This window comes from Enterobacter sp. SA197 (assembly GCF_054131575.1).
The window spans coordinates 3,332,379-3,352,776 of sequence record NZ_CP096393.1 but is presented as its reverse complement, the minus strand read 5'-3'; the positions used below and the strand labels follow the sequence as shown (position 1 = coordinate 3,352,776).

18 protein-coding genes and 1 tRNA gene are annotated in these 20,398 nt (G+C 53.4%); 12 read left to right on the top strand and 7 right to left on the bottom strand.

Annotation, left to right across the window (positions count from 1 at the left end):
• The first annotated feature begins 6 nt into the window (after positions 1–6).
• From M1D91_RS15820 to mgtE, 7 genes are all read left to right on the top strand, one after another.
• Complete coding sequence (locus tag M1D91_RS15820; protein ID WP_437430753.1) at positions 7–249, top strand: hypothetical protein; 243 nt, start codon at positions 7–9, stop codon at positions 247–249.
• Between the two features lie 479 nt (positions 250–728).
• Complete coding sequence (locus M1D91_RS15815; protein WP_437430754.1) at positions 729–1,850, top strand: porin OmpC; 1,122 nt, start codon at positions 729–731, stop codon at positions 1,848–1,850.
• Positions 1,851–1,964: 114 nt separating this feature from the next.
• Positions 1,965–3,008 (top strand): FAD:protein FMN transferase ApbE, encoded by a 1,044-nt coding sequence (gene apbE / locus M1D91_RS15810; protein WP_437430755.1) that lies wholly within the window; start codon positions 1,965–1,967, stop codon positions 3,006–3,008.
• A 72-nt stretch (positions 3,009–3,080) separates the two neighbouring features.
• Positions 3,081–4,166 carry a bifunctional DNA-binding transcriptional regulator/O6-methylguanine-DNA methyltransferase Ada gene (gene ada, locus M1D91_RS15805; protein ID WP_437430756.1) on the top strand — a complete coding sequence of 362 codons (1,086 nt, stop codon included), beginning with the start codon at positions 3,081–3,083 and terminating at the stop codon, positions 4,164–4,166.
• Positions 4,160–4,810: a DNA oxidative demethylase AlkB gene (alkB, locus tag M1D91_RS15800; protein ID WP_437430757.1), complete on the top strand. Its 651-nt coding sequence runs from the start codon at positions 4,160–4,162 to the stop codon at positions 4,808–4,810. The genes ada and alkB overlap by 7 nt, the downstream gene beginning before the upstream one ends.
• A gap of 73 nt (positions 4,811–4,883) precedes the next feature.
• A complete protein-coding gene (locus M1D91_RS15795; protein WP_437430758.1) occupies positions 4,884–6,527 on the top strand; it encodes a multidrug ABC transporter permease/ATP-binding protein in 1,644 nt (547 codons plus the stop codon).
• 125 nt (positions 6,528–6,652) lie between these two features.
• Entirely contained in the window at positions 6,653–8,089 is a 1,437-nt protein-coding gene (gene mgtE, locus M1D91_RS15790; protein ID WP_437430759.1) for a magnesium transporter, read from the top strand.
• Here mgtE and M1D91_RS15785 read toward each other — a convergent pair.
• The gene (locus M1D91_RS15785) at positions 8,052–9,287 is read right to left on the bottom strand and encodes a SulP family inorganic anion transporter (RefSeq protein ID WP_437430760.1); all 1,236 of its coding nucleotides are present in this window, start codon (positions 9,285–9,287) and stop codon (positions 8,052–8,054) included. The two genes, mgtE and M1D91_RS15785, sit on opposite strands and share 38 nt — an antisense overlap.
• A 278-nt stretch (positions 9,288–9,565) precedes the next feature.
• On the opposite strand from M1D91_RS15785, the gene mqo reads away from it, so the two are divergent.
• Positions 9,566–11,221, top strand: a complete 1,656-nt coding sequence (gene mqo, locus M1D91_RS15780) for a malate dehydrogenase (quinone) (RefSeq protein ID WP_437430761.1) — start codon at positions 9,566–9,568, stop codon at positions 11,219–11,221.
• Between the two features lie 232 nt (positions 11,222–11,453).
• Here the strand turns inward: mqo and iraP are convergent, their stop codons facing one another.
• Positions 11,454–11,786 carry an anti-adapter protein IraP gene (gene iraP, locus M1D91_RS15775; RefSeq protein ID WP_437430762.1) on the bottom strand — a complete coding sequence of 111 codons (333 nt, stop codon included), beginning with the start codon at positions 11,784–11,786 and terminating at the stop codon, positions 11,454–11,456.
• Between the two features lie 389 nt (positions 11,787–12,175).
• Between iraP and M1D91_RS15770 the strand changes: the two genes are divergently transcribed.
• Positions 12,176–12,427 carry a hypothetical protein gene (locus tag M1D91_RS15770; protein ID WP_437430763.1) on the top strand — a complete coding sequence of 84 codons (252 nt, stop codon included), beginning with the start codon at positions 12,176–12,178 and terminating at the stop codon, positions 12,425–12,427.
• Positions 12,428–12,726: 299 nt separating this feature from the next.
• On the opposite strand, the gene M1D91_RS15765 is transcribed toward M1D91_RS15770, so the two are convergent.
• The 3 genes from M1D91_RS15765 to M1D91_RS15755 form a co-directional block, all read right to left on the bottom strand.
• Positions 12,727–12,803 (bottom strand) — tRNA-Pro (locus M1D91_RS15765).
• Between the two features lie 75 nt (positions 12,804–12,878).
• Entirely contained in the window at positions 12,879–14,639 is a 1,761-nt protein-coding gene (gene yejM / locus M1D91_RS15760) for an LPS biosynthesis-modulating metalloenzyme YejM (RefSeq protein ID WP_437430764.1), read from the bottom strand.
• An 18-nt stretch (positions 14,640–14,657) separates the two neighbouring features.
• Entirely contained in the window at positions 14,658–14,885 is a 228-nt protein-coding gene (locus M1D91_RS15755; RefSeq protein WP_437430765.1) for a YejL family protein, read from the bottom strand.
• 133 nt (positions 14,886–15,018) lie between these two features.
• Here M1D91_RS15755 and yejK point away from each other — a divergent pair, with 133 nt between their 5' ends.
• Entirely contained in the window at positions 15,019–16,023 is a 1,005-nt protein-coding gene (gene yejK / locus M1D91_RS15750; protein ID WP_437430766.1) for a nucleoid-associated protein YejK, read from the top strand.
• A 54-nt stretch (positions 16,024–16,077) separates the two neighbouring features.
• Here the strand turns inward: yejK and rplY are convergent, their stop codons facing one another.
• A complete protein-coding gene (gene rplY / locus M1D91_RS15745; protein ID WP_437430767.1) occupies positions 16,078–16,362 on the bottom strand; it encodes a 50S ribosomal protein L25 in 285 nt (94 codons plus the stop codon).
• 128 nt (positions 16,363–16,490) lie between these two features.
• Positions 16,491–18,251, bottom strand: a complete 1,761-nt coding sequence (locus M1D91_RS15740; RefSeq protein ID WP_437430768.1) for a DEAD/DEAH box helicase — start codon at positions 18,249–18,251, stop codon at positions 16,491–16,493.
• Between the two features lie 155 nt (positions 18,252–18,406).
• On the opposite strand from M1D91_RS15740, the gene rsuA reads away from it, so the two are divergent.
• Both rsuA and M1D91_RS15730 read left to right on the top strand, forming a co-directional pair.
• Positions 18,407–19,114, top strand: a complete 708-nt coding sequence (gene rsuA, locus M1D91_RS15735; RefSeq protein WP_437430769.1) for a 16S rRNA pseudouridine(516) synthase RsuA — start codon at positions 18,407–18,409, stop codon at positions 19,112–19,114.
• 14 nt (positions 19,115–19,128) lie between these two features.
• Entirely contained in the window at positions 19,129–20,322 is a 1,194-nt protein-coding gene (locus M1D91_RS15730) for a Bcr/CflA family multidrug efflux MFS transporter (RefSeq protein ID WP_437430770.1), read from the top strand.
• Positions 20,323–20,398: the final 76 nt, after the last annotated feature.

Sequence of the window (20,398 nt, the reverse complement as noted above, 5' to 3'; positions counted from 1 at the left end):
GATGTTATGTTGCAGAGCAGTGTACTGCAGGCAGTATATCGGGTACGCAATGAATTTCCAGACCCTCTTACAGGCAAGTGCCTGGCCAGCAAAAGAAAAGCCTCTTTTTTAAACGATGCGGTAGAAATTGCACAATATGTGCGAATAATGCGCAATATTTCCCCTGTCACTGAAGTAAACCGCACAAATTACCAAGATATTAATTTAAAAATAATGAAGGGGCGATTTTGTGGCATGGGGTCTGATTAATTAATAGTCATTACAAATTATCGATTTTTAGGATAAATCGAATGGATTTCGATGATGGGCAAAAAAAAACCGAATGCATTGCATTCGGTCATAATAGGGATAAACGGACATTCAGAATCGAATGACGGTAATAAATAAAGTTAATGATGATAGCGGTATTAATACTAATGGCGTTTTTAGTTTTAGGTTTTGCAATCAGTGCTAAAAAATTATGCATTGCATAATCATATGATTTTAAAATGTTTTTTATTATAAATTGTTGTTTAGTGCTTTATTCTTTAGCTATTTGTGCTTAAAAAAGTTCCCTGAGAATTACAAAATGAAACATCTCTTGCAAATGTGAAACATCTTCAAAATATTAGTATCATATTCTCATTGGATTATTCTGTATTTTTAAGGAAAATGAAATCGCCGACTGATGAGAGGATGCGATCAGTAAGCAGTGGCAATAAAAATGCATATAACAGAGGGTTAATAACATGAAAGTTAAAGCACTGTCCCTTCTGGTACCAGCCTTGCTGGTAGCAGGTACCGCTAATGCAGCAGAAATTTATAACAAAAACGGCAATAAATTAGATTTATACGGCAAAGTTGATGGCCTGCATTATTTCTCCGATGACGCGGGTTCTGATGGCGATCAGACTTATGTACGTTTCGGCTTCAAAGGTGAAACCCAGGTTAATGACCAGGTGACCGGCTACGGCCAGTGGGAATACAACGTTCAGGCTAACGACGCCGAAGGTTCAAGCGACCAGGCCTGGACCCGTCTGGCGTTCGCAGGTATCCGTGTAGCCGATGCCGGTTCTTTCGACTACGGTCGTAACTACGGTGTTATCTATGACGTAACGTCCTGGACTGACGTTCTGCCTGAATTCGGTGGAGACACCTATGGCGCAGATAACTTCATGCAGTCGCGTGCGAATGGCGTTGCCACTTACCGTAACACTGACTTCTTCGGTCTGGTTGATGGCCTGAACTTTGCTCTGCAATATCAGGGCAAAAACGGCAGCGCCAGCGGTGAAAACGATACCGGTCGCAGCACCCTGAAACAGAATGGCGACGGCTATGGCATGTCCCTGACCTACGATCTGGGCGAAGGCTTCAGCGCAGGTGCAGCGATGTCCTCCTCCAAACGTACCGCTGATCAAAATGAAGCAGGCGTTTACGGTGATGGCGATCGTGCGGACGTCTACAGCGGCGGCCTGAAATATGATGCCAATAACCTCTACCTGGCAGCACAGTACTCCCAGACTTACAATGCGACCCGTTTCGGTAACTCCCAGAACGGCAGCACTGACTATGGCTTTGCTAACAAAGCCCAGAACTTCGAGGTGGTGGCACAGTACCAGTTCGACTTCGGCCTGCGTCCGTCCATCGCTTACCTGCAGTCCAAAGGTAAAGACGTCACCAACGGTACCCGTAACTACGGCGACCAGGATCTGCTGAAATATGTAGATGTCGGCGCGACTTACTACTTCAACAAAAACATGTCTACCTATGTTGATTACAAAATCAACCTGCTGGATGACAACTCCTTTACCCGTCGTACCGGCACCAACACCGACGACGTGGTTGGCCTGGGCCTGGTTTACCAGTTCTAAGCCGCACAGGTTAGATGAAGGGGCCGCAAGGCCCCTTTTTTTATGCCTGTTTGCCGCCTCACAAGGCGGGCATTTTGGTGTAGGCTTTCGACCAGAAATCAGGGAGACATAACGATGGCGACAACCTTCTGGCGCGCGGGCATCCTGCTTGTGCTTGTTACTCTTATGGGATGTGATAACACCTCCCCGAAACCGGAACAGCAAACGGTGCTGGAAGGTAAGACCATGGGAACCTTCTGGCGAGTGAGTCTACCTGCGACCACGCCTGAGCAGAAAAAAGCCCTGGTGGCAAAAATTCAGACCCTGCTCGACAGCGATGACAGGCTGCTGTCGACCTGGAAACAGGATTCTGCCCTGATGCAGTTTAACCATGCCACCACGCCTGAGCCCTGGCCGGTGAGCGAAGCGATGGCGGATATCGTCACAATGTCATTGCGCATCGGGGCAAAAACCGATGGCGCAATGGACGTGACCATTGGACCACTGGTTAATTTATGGGGCTTTGGCCCCGATAAACAGCCAGTGAAGACGCCCACTCAGGCGCAAATCGACGCGGCAAAAGCCCAAACCGGTTTACAGCACCTTAAGGTCATTAACCAGACTCAGCAGCAGTATCTGCAAAAGGACCTGCCGGGTCTGTTTGTTGATCTCTCGACGGTCGGGGAGGGCTACGCTGCCGACCATCTTGCGGCGCTGATGGAGCGTGAAGGGATTTCACGCTATCTCGTCTCGGTGGGGGGGGCGCTGGTCAGCCGGGGTATGAATGCACAGGGAACACCCTGGCGCGTAGCGATTCAAAAACCGACGGACCGGGAAAACGCGGTGGAAGCCGTGGTCGACATTAACGGTCATGGCATCAGCACCTCAGGCAGCTACCGCAACTATTATGAGCTTGATGGGAAACGTATCTCTCACGTGATAGATCCGAAAACGGGCAGGCCCATCGAGCATAATCTGGTGTCGGTTACGGTAATCGCGCCGACGGCGCTGGAGGCCGACACCTGGGACACCGGTCTGATGGTACTGGGTAAGGAAAAAGCGCAGGCTGTCGCCCGGCGCGAAGGTCTGGCTGTCTACATGGTAAGTCGCGAAGGCGATCGCTTTACCCACTGGATGTCGCCACAATTTTCAGCGTTTTTGCTAACAGAAAAAAATTAGAGAGCAAGATTGCGGGTTTTTTCGCTCGGGCGCGCGCGCAAAGTGGAGCTAGACTTGAACGAGGAGCCTGAGATGAAAACAGCCACATCGCTTTCCGTTGCCCCCCACGCTGATGACCCGCGCTGGCAGGTTGTCTGCGCGCGGGATAGTCGTTATGACGGGCAGTTTGTTTTTGCGGTACGCACGACCGGCATTTTTTGTCGCCCGTCCTGCCGTTCACGCCGCCCGTTGCGGGAAAACGTTGCATTTTATCCGGATGCCGACGCCGCCCTTAGCGCCGGCTTTCGCCCCTGCAAACGCTGTCAGCCCCATAAACTCGATCCGCTGCTTCAGCGTCAGGCGAAGGTAGAACAGGCCTGTCGTCTGCTGGAACAGGATACCCCCGTCAGCCTGAATGCGCTGGCGAACGCGGTGGCGATGAGCCCCTGGCATTTCCACCGACTTTTTAAGCATGTAACCGGGATGACGCCTAAAAACTGGCAGCAAGCCTGGCGCGCCCGACGCCTGCAAAGTACGTTAACGCAGAGTCATACCATCACTGAGGCCGTACTGGCGGCAGGCTTTCCGGATAACAGCAGCTACTACCGACAGGCCGATGCGGCATTGGGTATGACCGCCAGCCAGTACCGGCGGGGCGGTAATAACACCGCTGTGTACTACGCGCTTAGCCGCTGTTCATTAGGTCACTGTCTGGTGGCAGAAAGCGAGCGCGGCATTTGCGCCGTCCTGCTGGCGGACAGCGAGGCGGCGCTACTGGCCGAACTTCAGCAGATTTTCCCTCATGCGCAGCGCGAACCGGGCAGCGTGGACTTTGCCGGCCGGGTTGCTGAGGTGGTTAGGCGGATTAACGATCCGCGTTCGCCTTTTTCGCTGCCCCTGGATCTGCGTGGTACGGCTTTCCAGCTTCAGGTGTGGCAGGCGTTACGTGCTCTCGACCCCGGCCAGACCATCAGTTACCAGACGCTGGCAACCCGGATTGGTAAACCCACGGCGGTGCGCGCTGTCGCACGCGCCTGTGGGGCAAACACCCTGGCAATTGTGGTGCCCTGTCACCGGGTCGTCCGTGCGGATGGCGGCGTGTCGGGCTATCGCTGGGGAGCTACGCGCAAAGCGCGATTACTGCAACAGGAAGCCGAAGAGAAGGAGAGAGGATGTTAGATTTATTTCCCGATGAAGTGCCCTGGCAGGAGGAGCTGGCTCCCGGTGCGGTGGTGCTACGACGCTTTGCGCTCACGCGGGCCGGGGCGCTGCTCGAAGGTATAGCGCAGGTTACGCAGCGTTCACCGCTACGCCACATGGTCACGCCGGGGGGCTACACCATGTCGGTGGCGATGACTAACTGTGGCGAAGTTGGCTGGACCACAGATCCTCGCGGTTACCTTTACTCTGCTGTCGATCCCCAAACCGGTCTCCCCTGGCCTGCCATGCCGACCGTTTTCACGACGCTTTGCCATGATGCCGCCGTGGCGGCGGGGTATGCGGATTTCACCCCGGATGCCTGCCTGATTAACCGCTATGTTCCTGGCGCAAAACTCTCGTTACATCAGGATAAAGACGAACCCGATTTACGCGCCCCTATTGTTTCCGTCTCATTGGGCTTACCGGCGATTTTCCAGTTTGGCGGACTCAGGCGCAGCGATCCGCTTAAGCGGCTGCTGCTTGAACACGGTGACGTGGTGGTCTGGGGAGGTGAATCCCGGCTTTTCTATCATGGCATTTCTCCCCTGAAACGGGGGCATCACCCGGCGACGGGCGAGTGCCGGTACAACCTCACTTTTCGTCAGGCCCGGAAAGGCGAATAAAAATAAGAATTATTCTTGATGTAAACGGCGAGCCGTTTAAACTGCGGGCTGTTTATGTTGACAGGTTGTTGCTATGGAACTTCTTTTGCTGGTCTGGCGTCAGTATCGCTGGCCGTTTATTGCCGTTCTCGCGCTGACGTTACTGAGCGCGGCGCTTGGCATTGGTCTTATTGCCTTTATCAATCTGCGTTTAATCGAAACCGTAGACATTTCGCTTGCTGTGTTACCGGAGTTCCTGGGGCTGTTGCTGCTGTTAATGGCCGTTACGCTGGGATCGCAACTGGCCTTGACGGCTCTTGGTCATCACTTTGTTTATCGTATGCGCAGCGAGTTCATAAAGCGCATCCTCGATACCCCCATTGAACGTATTGAACAGCTGGGTAGCGCGTCGTTGCTTGCCGGGCTGACCAGCGATGTGCGCAACATCACTATTGCTTTTGTACGTCTGCCGGAGCTGGTGCAGGGAATAATCCTGACGGTAGGTTCCTCGGCTTATCTGGCATGGTTATCAGGTAAAATGCTGGTGATCACCGCTGTATGGATGGCTATTACTATCTGGGGCGGCTTTGTGCTGGTGTCGCGCGTTTATAAACATATTGCGACCTTACGTGAAACCGAAGACAAGCTGTACAACGATTTTCAGACCGTACTGGAAGGCCGTAAAGAGCTGACCCTCAACCGGGAACGTGCCGAACATATCTTTAACCATCTCTACCTTCCTGATGCCCGTGAATATCGTCACCATATTATTCGTGCTGACACCTTCCACCTGAGTGCGGTGAACTGGTCGAACATTATGATGCTGGGGGCGATAGGCCTTGTCTTCTGGATGGCAAACAGTCTGGGCTGGGCCGATACCAACGTGGCGGCGACCTACTCGCTGACGCTGCTCTTCCTGCGCACTCCCTTGCTCTCTGCCGTAGGCGCGTTACCTACGCTGCTCAGCGCTCAGGTCGCTTTCAATAAGCTCAAACAATTCTCACTGACGCCTTATAAAGCCGACTTTCCCCGCCCGCAACGTTACCCGGACTGGAAGACGCTTGAACTGCGCGATGTGACCTTCGCCTACCAGGACAATACCTTTTCCGTGGGGCCTGTTAACCTGACCCTGAAGCGCGGTGAGCAGGTGTTCCTGATTGGCGGAAACGGCAGCGGAAAATCCACGCTTGCCATGCTGCTCACCGGGCTGTACCAACCCTCCTCCGGTGAAATTCTGCTCGATGGCAAACCTCTGGCCCAGGAAAAACCGGAAGATTATCGCAAACTCTTCTCGGCTGTTTTCACCGACGTCTGGTTGTTCGATCAGCTGTTGGGGCCGCAGGGGGAGCAGGCTAACCCGCAGCTGGTGGATAAATGGCTTTACCAGCTGAAGATGTCGCATAAACTGACGCTTAAAGACGGTAAAATCCTCGATCTTAAATTATCGAAAGGGCAGAAGAAGCGGGTGGCTCTGCTCCTGGCGCTGGCCGAAGAACGCGACATCTTGCTGCTTGATGAGTGGGCCGCAGACCAGGATCCTCATTTCCGGCGTGAGTTCTATCAGATCCTGCTGCCGTTGATGCAGGAGATGGGCAAGACTATCTTCGCCATCAGCCACGACGATCACTACTTTGTCCATGCCGATCGCCTGCTTGAGATGCGTAACGGGCAGCTCAGCGAGCTGACCGGCGAAGAGCGTGCGCAGGCCTCCCGGGACGCCGTCGCCCGTACCGCATAAGCTATAGCGCCCTCTCTTGCGGGGGCGCTGTCTGTTTTTTCCCCACTCACGCTTCTCGTTTAGTTTTTTTTACACAACCTGCCGCTATGCTTAAGCCTGCCGGATTACTTTGCAGGGACGTTGTTATGTCTGTTATCACCAAAAAGAGCGCCCGCTTACGCGATCAGGAACGCGCTCGCCTGATTTGGTTACTTACCACCCATAAAGCCCTCACCGCAGCGTTGCGTGGAGAACTGACCCTGGCAGAGCAGGTTGATGCGCATGCACTGACCAGTGACATTAATGAAGTAAAGGCTCTGGTCTCGCACCTGCCGCCCCCGTATTTAGCCGACACCCTCGAAGGATTGCCGGTTGAAGGACGTCACGCCCTCTGGCGCACGGTAGAAGATGAGAAGCGCGGCAAAATTCTCCTTGAGGCCTCCGTCAGCGTCTGGGAAGACCTGGTTGAGGAGATGAGCGATAAAGCGTTGCTGAATGCGCTTGAAACTCTCGATATTGATGAGCAGATTTGGCTGGTACAACATCTGCCACGTAACCTCACCGGCCGGCTGCTGGCAACACTACCCGCAGCAGAGCGTGCCCGCGTCTATCAGGTGATGCGGTATCAGGAAAATTGTGTCGGGGCCATCATGGAGTTTGAGGTGATCACCGTCCGACCGGATGTGGCCCTCGAAACGGTCCAGCATGATTTACGCCAGCGTCGTTCGATGCCTGAAAACACCGACAAACTCTTTGTCACCGGAGAGGATGGCATACTGGTCGGTGAACTGGCTCTTCAGACTATCCTGCTTAACACAGGTGACAGGCGCGTCGACGAGGTGATGAACGCCGAACCAGTGGTATTTTCCCCCCATGAAGATGCGGAAGATGCGGCCCGAACCTTCGAGCGCGATAACTTAATCAGTGCGGCGGTGGTGGAACCGGACGGTAAACTGCTGGGTCGCCTGACCATCGATGAAATTATTGACGTGGTCTATGAAGAAACGGATAACGATCTGCGTCGCATGGGAGGGCTCAGCAGTGAAGAGGATGTCTTTGCTCCGGTAACCCGTGCGGTGAAAAACCGCTGGGCATGGCTGGCCATCAATCTGTGCACTGCGTTTATTGCTTCACGGGTTATTGATGGTTTTGAGCACACCATTTCGCAGCTGGTGGCACTGGCCTCTCTGATGCCTATCGTCGCCGGCATTGGCGGCAATACGGGGAATCAAACCATCACGATGATTGTCCGTGCGCTGGCATTGAAAACTATCCAGCCGGGGAACTTTCGGTTTTTAATTTTCCGTGAGCTGGGCGTGGCGCTGATAAATGGTCTGGTATGGGGCGGGATCATGGGGGGCGTGACCTGGCTGCTTTACGGTGACATTGCGCTGGGAGGCGTAATGACGCTGGCGATGGTCCTGAATTTGCTGGTGGCGGCACTGATGGGCGTGACTATACCTATGGTAATGATGCGCCTGGGTCGTGACCCGGCAGTCGGTTCCAGCGTGCTTATTACCGCTATTACCGACACCGGGGGGTTCTTTATTTTTCTTGGACTGGCGACACTTTTTCTGCTGTAGCACCACGTTTGGTATGCAAACGGGCTGGCAGGATGGCCATCGTAATCAGGCCAGCGACAACGCCAATCGCCAGGTTATCGGTCGTGATGGTAGCCACAACGGTGACCAGCATGACCAGGGTTTCGGCAACAGGCGCAACCCGGAGCGTTCCGGGTTGAATACTCTTCCAGTTAAAGGTTTTGACAGCGACAAGCGCCATAATACCGGCCAGCACGACCATCGGAATTTCTGCCATCACCCGGCTTAAAGCGGTGACCAATAGCAGCAGAACCAGGCCCGCTGCCAGCGTTGATACCCGGCTACGGCCTTTGCCCATCTCGACGTTAACAATGGTCTGACCGATCATCGCGCAACCAGCAATCCCGCCATAAAAACCGGCCAGAATATTTGCAATGCCAAGGCCGGTACTTTCGCGGCTTTTGCTGGAAGGGGTATGGGTGATGTCATCCACCAGACGCGCAGTCAGGAGGGATTCCAGCAGGCCAACAAACGCAATGCTCAGCGCACAGGGCCAGACTATTGCGAGCGTGTCGAGGTTCAGGGGAACCAGCCACTGAGTGAACCCTGGCAGACCACCCTGCATCGGGCCTGCGTCACCGACGGTCGGCAGAGATTGCCCGCTATAAAACGAGAATAGCGTCAGGACCACAATCGCCACCAGCGGTGCCGGAATGCTTTTAACAAAGCGCGGCCACCACAGCACTATCAGTAGCGTTAGCGCGAAAAGCGCCAGAATTAGCGGGTCGCGGCTCCAGAAATGTGGCACCTGAGCAAAGAAAATCAGAATGCCCAGCGCATTGACAAAGCCGGTCATGACCGACTGCGGGATAAAGCGCATCAGGCGTGCCATCCGTGTCACACCGAAAATAATCTGAATCACACCCGCAAGCACGACTGCTGGCAGGATGTAGTTCACCCCATGCTGGTGAACCATCGGCCCAATAACCAGCGCGACGGAACCTGCCGCCGCCGTCACCATTGCCGGACGGCCACCCAGAACAGACATACTGATGCACAGCACAACGGAGGCCAGCAGGCTCACCATCGGGCTGACCCCGGCAATCACCGAAAATGAAATAACTTCAGGAATGAGTGCCAGTGCAGTGATAACGCCCGCCAGCGTTTCGCGTGTCAACCGCCGGGGCGAACGCAGAACCTCACTTACGAGGTCAGAAGAACCGTTTATTTTTTCAGACATGACTTCTCGGACTGGAAAGTGACCAAAAGCATAACAAAAAGATATGAGTGCCTCGGTTTTATTAAGGGGCAAAATAGTACTGATAATCAAACCACAATGCCAGTAAAAACGGTTATTTTTAATGCTAAAAAGCAACTTATTAGTAACATTTATATAATGACTATTTAATGTTTAAACATTATTTAAAAACGCCGTTTTAAGTGCTAGGTTAGTCTCGCTAACAAGTTTACCCGCGATAAATGCTAATAAAGCAGCACTAAAAGTAAGGCAATAACATCATGAAAAGAATGACTGCCAAGCTGTTTTCGATGGCTGTCGGGCTTAATGCTGTCTCAGCGGCGGCAAAAGCTAACGCGTCGAAAGCGCAGGAAACGGATGTGCTTTTAATCGGTGGTGGGATCATGAGCGCCACGTTGGGGACCTACCTCCAGGAGCTGGAGCCCAACTGGTCAATCACCATGGTCGAGCGGCTGGATGCCCTGGCGGAAGAGAGCTCCAACGGCTGGAACAATGCCGGTACCGGGCACGCTGCGTTAATGGAACTGAACTACACCCCGCAAAACCAGGATGGTTCTATCAGTATCAAGAAGGCGATTGAGATTAACGAAGCGTTTCGTATCTCTCGCCAGTTCTGGGCGCATCAGGTGGAAACCGGTGTGCTGAGCAATCCCCGCTCCTTTATTAATACCGTTCCGCACATGAGCATGGTGTGGGGCGATGAAAACGTGAATTTCCTGCGTGCCCGTTATAAGGCATTGCAGCAAAGCTCGCTGTTCCGTGGTATGCGTTACTCCGAAAGCCACGACCAGATTAAACAGTGGGCGCCGCTGGTGATGGAAGGGCGCGATCCCCAGCAGAAAGTGGCGGCCACGCGCACGGAGATCGGCACCGACGTCAACTTCGGCGAGATAACTCGCCAGCTGATTACATCGCTGCAGAAAAAAGAGAACTTTTCGCTGAAACTGGGCAGCGAAGTGCGCGCGATTAAACGCAACGCGGACAACACCTGGAACGTCACCATTGCCGGTAAGCATTCGGGCATAGAGCAGGTGGTGAAGACGAAGTTTATCTTCATTGGCGCAGGGGGAGCCGCGCTGAAACTGCTGCAGGAATCGGGCATTCCGGAAGCGGCAGACTACGCCGGGTTCCCGGTGGGAGGACAGTTCCTGGTGTCGGAAAATCCGGACGTGGTGAATCACCATCTGGCGAAGGTCTACGGTCAGGCATCCGTAGGGGCGCCACCGATGTCGGTTCCCCATATCGACACCCGTATCATCGATGGTAAACGCGTGGTGCTCTTCGGACCTTTTGCTACCTTCTCTACCCGTTTCCTGAAAAATGGTTCGTTGTGGGATCTGCTTGGTTCAACCAACCGTTCTAACTTCCTGCCTATGGTCAGCGTCGGACTGACGAACTTTGGTCTGGTGAAGTATCTGGTCAACCAGGTATTGCAGAACGACGACGACCGTTTTGACGCGCTCTGTGAATATTATCCCCTTGCCAAAAAAGAGGACTGGCGTTTGTGGCAGGCGGGTCAGCGGGTGCAAATCATTAAGCGTAACGGGAAAAAAGGTGGCGTGCTGCGCCTTGGCACGGAAGTCGTCAGCGACAAAGAAGGAACCATTGCCGCTCTGCTGGGTGCCTCACCAGGCGCGTCCACGGCGGCCCCGATTATGCTGGAGCTGATGGAAAAAGTGTTCCCGGAAAAAGTGGCCTCACCAGAATGGCAGGCTACGCTCAAAAGGATCATCCCGTTCCTCGGCGTACAGCTGGATGGTAACACCGACGCTGCCAGTGAAGAGTCGCAGTACACCAGCCGTGTGCTGGGGCTTAAGTGCGATGAATCGCTGATTGCCGATGTCACCCCACCGGTACGTAAACCTGCGCAGGTCGTGCCTGCAGATAACGAACCGGTCTCGGATATCGCGCTGTAACCCGCATCCGCCCGGGAAGAGACACCTGTACCGCTCGCCTTTTTATGGCAGTTACCGCGATACTTCCCTCTGCGGCTTCTGGATAAGAGGATCTTTATTTGCGTGAGTACTGATTGCATTTAACGATCCTCTTTGACGCCCCTGCGCATCGCTCCTGTCCCCTTGACAGGATCGTAACAACGCCGTCGGAGAGAGGGGGCCTGGTTTGCCTCTCAGCGTTCTCAGGTCAGGCCTACTGACTGGAGTCAGAAAGCTGGTTATTCAGTGACTGGTAGTCAATCTCGGCATCGGCGTCATCCAGCAGGCGGGTGACGGAGAGCAGTTCTGTAAACTCAGTAAGCAACATCTCTGCGTCCGATTTAAGGGGGCTTTCCGCTGCGTCAACGGCTGTGTTTATCGCCTTTTTTACATTGTCGATGATATCGCGAACGCCGCCGTTTTTGCCTATGGTCAGCATCAGTGCGCTGAGTAACAGTGATTGTGCTTCAACACGCGCCGTAAGCTGTTTTGCTTCTGCGTCCATTTTAGAAATTTTGGCAATCATGCTTATGATGACATTTTTCATCGAATCCCCCGTCTTACACGGTAGTCAGCTTATGTGCACGCAAGTGCCAACGAGCTTAGGTCATTTTATCGGTAAAAGAATGCCGCCTGGCACACATTAGTGAAAACATCATGAGAAGGGGCGGGGGTAAGAAGCCGGTAAATAGCCGCGATAAAAAACAACCGGCATGGTTGATGAACTACCTGCGATGAGGAACCTAAAGGGGGCGAATGAATATTGCCTGAAGAAAGAGGTGGGGGTAGCCGAAAGGCGTCATCTTCCGCCGTGTAAAACTGTTACATATTCATCAATGATATTAGTAGGTAATTTGATCCCACCAGTCAGTCTCCCCCTGTTAAAAAAGTTAATTTAGGAACCTCGGCACATTGGCCTGATCCGTGGAGGTGTAAATGACTGTTTATGTTTTTTATTACAATGATTCCTGCGCACGTGTATTTACTAAAGAGAGTGTGGATAAGGACGCAGCTGCACTTCTTAAAAGACACGGCTACAAAAAACATCATTTTGAGGCTGAAGCAGAAAGCGCTGCCTCCGCGATTGAAATGCTGAAAAATAGTGATGATAGCTATCTTAACGAACTCAAAGAGTACTCGGAGAATATCCTTTTTGTAAGCATGGTCGGGTTAGCAACGATGTGGTAAAGCCGCTTTTTGTTGGTTCATTTTGAGTCCGTATGTTGGGCGAGCGTTTCTGAGTTTGTATGCGCTACAAATTCGGCGCTGCCAGTCGTTCGGTTGCACGGCAGGCACTGGATGGTAACGCGTATGCGTGCGAGGAGTTGGCAGGACATGTAGTAAATGGGCTGATCGGTGTTTGCGTAACAGGGTGGATGAGTAAAGGGGCCAGGTTATCTAAATCAGTTTCACCTTACTTACGCCACTGGCAAAGTGCAGGCATAAAAAAACCAACCGTGAAAGGTTGGTTTTTTTAAGGGATATTTTGGTCGGCACGAGAGGATTTGAACCTCCGACCCCCGACACCCCATGACGGTGCGCTACCAGGCTGCGCTACGTGCCGATTTGTGGCGCTAATAGTACCCTTTTCACAGATGATTGCAAGTACCGATTAACTGAGTGATTCATAATTAATCAATCAGTTAGCGATAAATCGTTTTTCATCCGTCAGAACCTGCAACAGTAAGCTGAGTTGTGGTTTCTGATCTTCTGCCTTCTCGCCCTGAACGTTCCAGGTCTGATAATTGCCGTTCTGATTGAGCAACAATGTCATTTGCGGGGTGGTTATCGCCAGTGCGTTGTTGCTTGCCGCCGTGACCCAGTTATGGCGACGGGTGGCGTTAAACAGATCCTGTCCTTGTGAATACTCATTAGCTGGTGTGCTGACATGCAGCAGGCGCTGCATCAGCGTGGTCATGATGTCTTTATGATCGGTCAGCTTGTTGATGCGCTGGGCAGGCGTACCCGGCCAGTGGATCACTAACGGCACCTGGAGGTTTTCACGGGACCACGCAAAATCATTTTTAGCTTTCGCGGCTGGCATACCGTGACCGGCGGTAATAATGACCACGGTATTCTCCAGTTTGCCGGCGTCACGCAGCGTAGTCAGCAGGCGACCTATCTGCGTATCGACATCGCTCACCGCATGGCTGTAGCGGCGGGTAAAGTTTTGCTGATTGCTGTCCTGGGAACCGGTGCCGTTCAGAGCGACCCATGAGAACCACCGGGTTTCATCCTGCGCGTAGCGACCCAGCCAGTCAATCCACTGATCGGCGGTCTGCGCATCGCTCTGTTTTCTCGCTGCAGGCAGGGAGAAATCAGAAAGCAGTGCCTGCCGGTAAAGCGCGCTACTAAAGCCATCTGAAGAGAAAAGACCCAGCTGATAGCCCTGCTGATTAAGCGCAGTGATCAGTGCGGCGGGCACGCGGGCAGATAACACGCCATCCATATACGCCGGGGAAATGCCATAGAAAAGGCCGAAGTAACCGTTATCTGCGGTATTTCCTGAACTCATATGTTGCGTAAAGTTAATGTTCTGCCCGGCAAAAGCGGCGAGTTGCGGCATCTGCTTTTCATAACGGGAGTAGTTCAGCCCGTCGACGGTAATCAGCAGCACATTATGGCCAGGCCCCATATCCACATAGCGCAAATCGCTGAGAGGGTACTGTACCGACACGGCCTCAGGATTCCCCTGTTCGACCAGGCGACGCTGGTAATCCTGCGCATCAAGCAAACCGTGCTTCTCAAGAAAACGGCGTGCTGTCATCGGATACGAGAGCGGCAGATTCGCACGTTGCATGGTAATGGGGCGATAAAAATTGGCATCAGCCCAGATGTACATCACATGGGTGGCGACAAACGCCACGAAGAAGAACCCGGCCACCGGCTTCGCGTAATGGCGGCGGCGAGTAAGACTGCGCAGTTTTTGCCAGCTCCACGTCGCAAACAGCATCTCAATCAGCAGGATAACCGGCACGCTGATAAACATAAGCTGCCAGTCGCGGGCCATTTCATTCTGATCGGGGTTAATCACCAGTTCCCAGACGATGGGATTGAGATGGAGATGGAAACGGGTAAAAACTTCACTGTCGATAAGTAAAAGCGTCATGCCCACGGTCGCCAGAATGGCGGAGAGCGCGCGCATCAGACGTTGCGACATCACAACAAACGTGAGAGGAAATAAAATCAGTAGATAGGTCGCAAAGACCAAAAAACTAAAATGCCCGACAACGCTCAGGTAAGAATAAATTCGTCCGGCGAGGGTTGTCGGCCAGTCGGCAACAAAGAGATAGCGGCTACCGAGCACCATGGACAACAGAATATTGAACAGGGCGAACCAGTGCCCCCAGCTAACCATCTGGGAGACTTTTTCTCGGTAGGGCTGACGATGAGTCACCATATAATGTCGCTGTTTACCTTAGTGCGCTTTATCGTCATTAACAGACGATTGCAGAGCCTGAGCGAAAGACTTTGCGATAGCCTGGCGCTGAGCGGGTGCAACGCTGGTATTGATCAAATTCGTCACCATGTTCCCAAGAACCATCAGGGAAAGATCGGTTGGTGTCTTATGCTGCTCCAGCACCTGGGCCAGTTCACTCAGCAGTTGCTCTACGTGTTCATCACTATAACGGGAAATCTGTGGCATAAATCGAAATCTGTTTATTCATAAAGTCCAACATATTACCGTAGCAACAGCTTTTTTTCTGCTTTTTTATCAGCGGTTGCACAGTTGCCTGGGGGATGGTTGAATACCGCCCGGTCACAAAGGAGAGTTTATCATGAGTCTGGATATCAACCAGATTGCCCTGCATCAGCTTATCAAGCGCGATGAGCAGAATCTTGAGCTGGTGCTGCGCGATTCACTGCTGGAACCGACAGCCCCCGTTGAGGAGATGGTTGCCGAGTTACACCGGGTCTACAGCGCCAAAAATAAAGCCTATGGCATGTTTAATGAAGAGAGCGAACTGGCAGAAGCTCTGCGCCAGCAACGTCAGGGTGAAGAGGATTTTCTGGCCTTTAGCCGTGCAGCGACCGGACGCCTGCGTGATGAACTGGTGAAGTACCCGTTTGCTGACGGCGGCGTGGTGCTCTTCTGTCATTACCGCTACCTGGCTGTCGAATATCTGTTGATAACGGTGTTGAACAACCTCAGCAGCATGCGCGTCAACGAACAGCTGGACATCAGTGCAACGCATTATCTGGACATCAACCACGCCGATATCGTGGCGCGTATTGATTTAACCGAATGGGAAACCAACCCGGAGTCCAGCCGTTATCTGACCTTCCTGAAAGGGCGGGTAGGGCGAAAGGTTTCTGATTTCTTTATGGACTTCCTGGGTGCCAGTGAAGGATTAAACGCAAAAGCTCAGAACCGTGGCCTGCTGCAGGCGGTGGATGACTTTACCGCGCAAGCCGAGCTGGATAAGTCTGAGCGCCAGGAGGTCCGTAAGCAGGTCTATACCTACTGCAATGAGCAGTTGCAGGCGGGCGAAGAAATTGAGCTGGCGTCTTTATCGAAAGAGTTAGCCGGTGTCAGTGAAGTCAGCTTCCAGGACTTTACCGCCGAAAAAGGCTATGAGCTCGAAGAGAGTTTTCCGGCAGACCGCAGTACGTTACGCCAGCTAACCAAATATGCGGGTAGCGGCGGCGGCCTGACCATTAACTTCGATGCCATGCTATTGGGCGAGCGCATCTTCTGGGACCCGGCCACGGATACCCTGACCATTAAAGGCACCCCGCCTAATCTTCGCGATCAGCTCCAGCGCAGAATGAGCGGTAAATAATTTGCCCATAAAAAAACCCCGCATGGCGGGGTTTTTTTTCGACGATGTCGGCGATTACGCGCGAACGAAGTCGATGTGAGTCAGTTTTGGCTTGAACGGGTGACGCTGAACAGCCTGAACTTTCACTTTTACTTCTTTGCCGTCAACGGCAAGGGTCAGAACTTCAGTGTAGAAACCTTCTTTAGTCTGGGTGTTCCATACTTTGTCGTGATCCAGTTCAACAGCGAACGGCGCTTCTTCACCACCGTAAACGATAGCTGGGAATTTGTTCGCTGCGCGCAGGCGGCGGCTCGCACCCTTACCCTGCTCTTTACGTACTTCTGCATTAATAGTAAACATTTAAAACTCTCTTCTATAGTTCCTGCTGCAGGCGACCCAGCAACAGGCAGATTTTCTGCTCTGCGGATGCAAAAGCGGGCGGGATTATACCCATATCCCCCCTCTGTGACAAGTCACACGGGCGTGAGTTAACCCCGTAACTCATTGGCACGGCGAAAGCGTCCCTCATAATCGAACACTTTTTCGCGTACCTGCCAGAACTGCCCTTTCATGCGTGCGACCACAAAATCCGGGTGGCGCAGTAGCGCCTGCTGGGCAATGATATCGGCGGACGTTATCCAGCGCAGCGGCACGCCGGGTGTACGGGTGTGCGGGCGTATAAAAAGTTGCTCGAAGGCGGTACGCTGCGCCGGAGTCTGCAAGCGGTAACGCTCACTGACGTCGGCCCCGTCTTCATCGTAATAGGTGATTTTCAGCCATTCGCCTTTATCATCAGCGCCGTGCTGTAAATCCATCCCGCTACAGCGCAGCACCAGCGCATCTTTGAGTTTCAGCGCGGCTTTCAGCATGTCATCGGGATCGACCAGAATAGCGTCGCAGCTACGACAACGGCGGGCAGCAATATCGTTTTCCGCATTACACTGCGGGCAATTTTTAAAGCGAAAACGGTAATCACACTGCTCGCGAAGCCCGTCATCATCTTCAAACCACCCCTGACAGCGACGACCAAAGTGCTCAATGAGTTTGCCGTCACTGGTGGTTTTGCCCCAGAAGGTATTAGCAAAGCCGCAGGCCGGGCAGAAGACCTGCACCGGCACGTTATCGCTTTTACCTTTTGGTGAGCCCACTTCGGGAGCGTAAAGATCGTGTGGATTCCCGGCATAGTCGAGGATCAGACAGTCGGTTTTACCCGGCGCCAGACGCAGACCGCGGCCCACAATTTGCTGATACAAACTGACGGACTCCGTCGGGCGCAGAATCGCAATAAGATCGACATGCGGGGCATCAAAGCCGGTGGTGAGTACGGAGACGTTGACCAGAAAGCGAAACTGCTGCGCTTTAAACGCATTTATCAGCGCGTCCCGCTCGGGGCCGGGTGTTTCGCCCGTGATCAGTGCGGCATCATCCGCCGGCAGCAGACCGGTAATTTCACGGGCATGCTCAACGGTGGCGGCGAAAATCATCACCCCTTTACGTGATGCTGCAAACTCAACTATCTGACTAATGATGTGTGGCGTTATGCGCTGCTGCTTTTTCAGCTCGCGATTCATGTCTGCATCACTGAACAGCCCGTTGCTCTGTACCTGCAGGCGGCTGAAATCATACTGTACAACGGGCATATCCAGCCGCTCCGGCGGCGTAAGATAGCCGTGCTTGATCATATAGCGCAGTGGCAGTTCATAAATACAGTCGCGAAACAGCGCGTTAGCATCTCCACGCACCATGCCGTGGTAATGAAAACGATAAATCCAGCCTTTGCCCAACCGAAAGGGGGTAGCGGTCAGGCCGAGCAGCCGCACGCGGGGATTTACCTTGCGCAGATGTTGTAAAATCTGCTGATATTGACTTTCATCGTCGTCGCTGATGCGGTGGCACTCATCGACAATCAGCAATGAAAATTCACCCTGAAAGTGGTCGAGATTACGCGCAACCGACTGCACGCTACCGAACACCACTTTCCCTTCGCTCTGCTTGCTTTTCAGGCCAGCGGCGTAAATATCCGCTTCCAGCCCGAGAGCGAGGTATTTGGCGTGGTTTTGCGCCACCAGTTCTTTCACATGGGCGAGGACGAGCACGCGTCCGCGCGCGACTCTTGCCAGCTCGGCAATCACGAGGCTTTTGCCCGCGCCGGTCGGCAGGACAATCACGGCAGGTTCATCATGGTGGCGAAAGTGGGCGAGGGTGGCGTCGACCGCTTCGCGCTGATAAGGGCGTAAAGTAAAAGTCATGCTCTTCATGGTGTGACAACATCAATGTCACAAGTATGCCACGAATCTTTCCCTTGAGCGGAGTAGAATGACCGCTATACTGACAGGCGTAAATCACCTGAGCCTTCTTAAGGACGAAAGTCCTGCTCCCAGCACCATACAGGCAAAACAACTTCATGCGACTTGATAAATTTATCGCTCAGCAACTCGGCGTAAGCCGTGCTATTGCCGGGCGTCAAATCCGCGCCAGCCACGTTACGGTAGACGGCGAAATTGTAAGAGATGCGGCGTTCAAACTGCTCCCGGAACAGGAGGTAGAGTATGAGGGTAACGCACTGGCCCAGCAGACAGGCCCGCGTTACTTCATGCTCAATAAACCCCAGGGTTATGTGTGTTCTACCGACGATCCCGATCATCCGACCGTGCTCTATTTTCTTGATGAGCCCGTCGCGCACAAATTGCATGCAGCGGGGCGCCTGGATATCGATACCACCGGGCTGGTTCTGATGACCGACGACGGACAATGGTCGCACCGTATTACCTCGCCGCGCCACCATTGCGAGAAGACCTATCTGGTTGAACTGGAGTCACCAGTCTCAGAGGATACCGCCGCGCAGTTTGCCAAAGGCGTGCAACTGCATAATGAAAAAGATCTCACCCGCCCGGCACATCTTGAAGTGATCACCCCAACCCAGGTGCGCCTGACTATCAGTGAAGGCCGTTACCACCAGGTCAAACGTATGTTTGCCGCCGTGGGCAACCACGTTGTGGGCCTGCACCGTGAGCGTATCGGCGCAATTGCGCTCGATGACGGAATGGCAGAGGGGGAGTACCGCCCGCTGACAGAAGAAGAGATAGCCAGCGTCGGGTTACCGCCGCACTGAGACAGGAGCTTGACGTGACCACCAGGCCACACTCATCACTGAGTATTGTTTTCATCCTTGGCCTGCTGGCCATGCTAATGCCGCTGTCGATTGATATGTATCTGCCCGCACTGCCGGTTATCGCTGAGCAGTTTGGTGTACCTGCGGGCAGTGCGCAAATGACCCTCAGCACCTACATTCTGGGTTTTGCGCTGGGACAACTGCTTTACGGGCCGATGGCCGACAGTATCGGACGTAAACCGGTTATCCTTGGCGGCACGCTGATTTTCGCCGCTGCCGCCGTCGCCTGTGCGCTGGCACAAACTATCGATCAGCTCATTACCATGCGCTTTTTTCACGGTCTCGCTGCCGCCGCGGCGAGCGTGGTAATCAATGCCCTGATGCGGGATATCTATCCGCGAGAAGAATTTTCCCGCATGATGTCTTTCGTCATGCTGGTGACCACGATTGCCCCTTTACTGGCACCTATGGTGGGCGGGGCGGTGCTGATTTGGTTTAGCTGGCACACTATCTTCTGGATCCTTGCCATTGCGGCGTTGCTGGCCTCAGCCATGATCGCGTTTTTCATTCGTGAAACCTTGCCGCCGGAGCGACGTCAGCCTTTTCACCTGCGTACCACGGTGGGCAATTTTGCCGCTTTATTTCGCCATAAACGCGTACTGAGCTACATGCTGGCAAGTGGCTTTAGTTTTGCCGGCATGTTCTCTTTTCTCAGTGCCGGGCCTTTTGTTTACATCGAAGTCAACCATGTTTCCCCGCAGAATTTTGGCTATTACTTCGCGTTAAACATCGTGTTTCTGTTCCTGTTGACCATTATTAACGGACGGTTTGTACGCCGCGTAGGCGCGCTGAACATGTTCCGTGGCGGGCTGTGGATCCAGTTTGCTATGGCTGTCTGGATGGTGGTTACGGCACTGCTGGGGGCCGGTTTCTGGTCGCTGGTGGTAGGGGTTGCCGCCTTTATTGGCTGCGTCTCGCTGGTGTCCTCGAATGCGATGGCGGTGATTTTAGATGAGTTTCCACACATGGCTGGCACCGCGTCCTCTCTGGCCGGCACGTTCCGCTTTGGTATCGGGGCTATTGTGGGTGCGCTGTTATCGCTGTCGACCTTCACCTCCGCCTGGCCGATGATTGGCTCAATCAGCCTCTGCGCGACCTGCTCAATTCTCTTTTACCTCTACGCCAGCCGCGGTAAAAAATCTGCCTGACTGCGGTGAGTGGCTATCAACAAAAGGGAGCAAAATTGCTTCCTTTTTTGACACATATCAACCCAAACCGACTTAC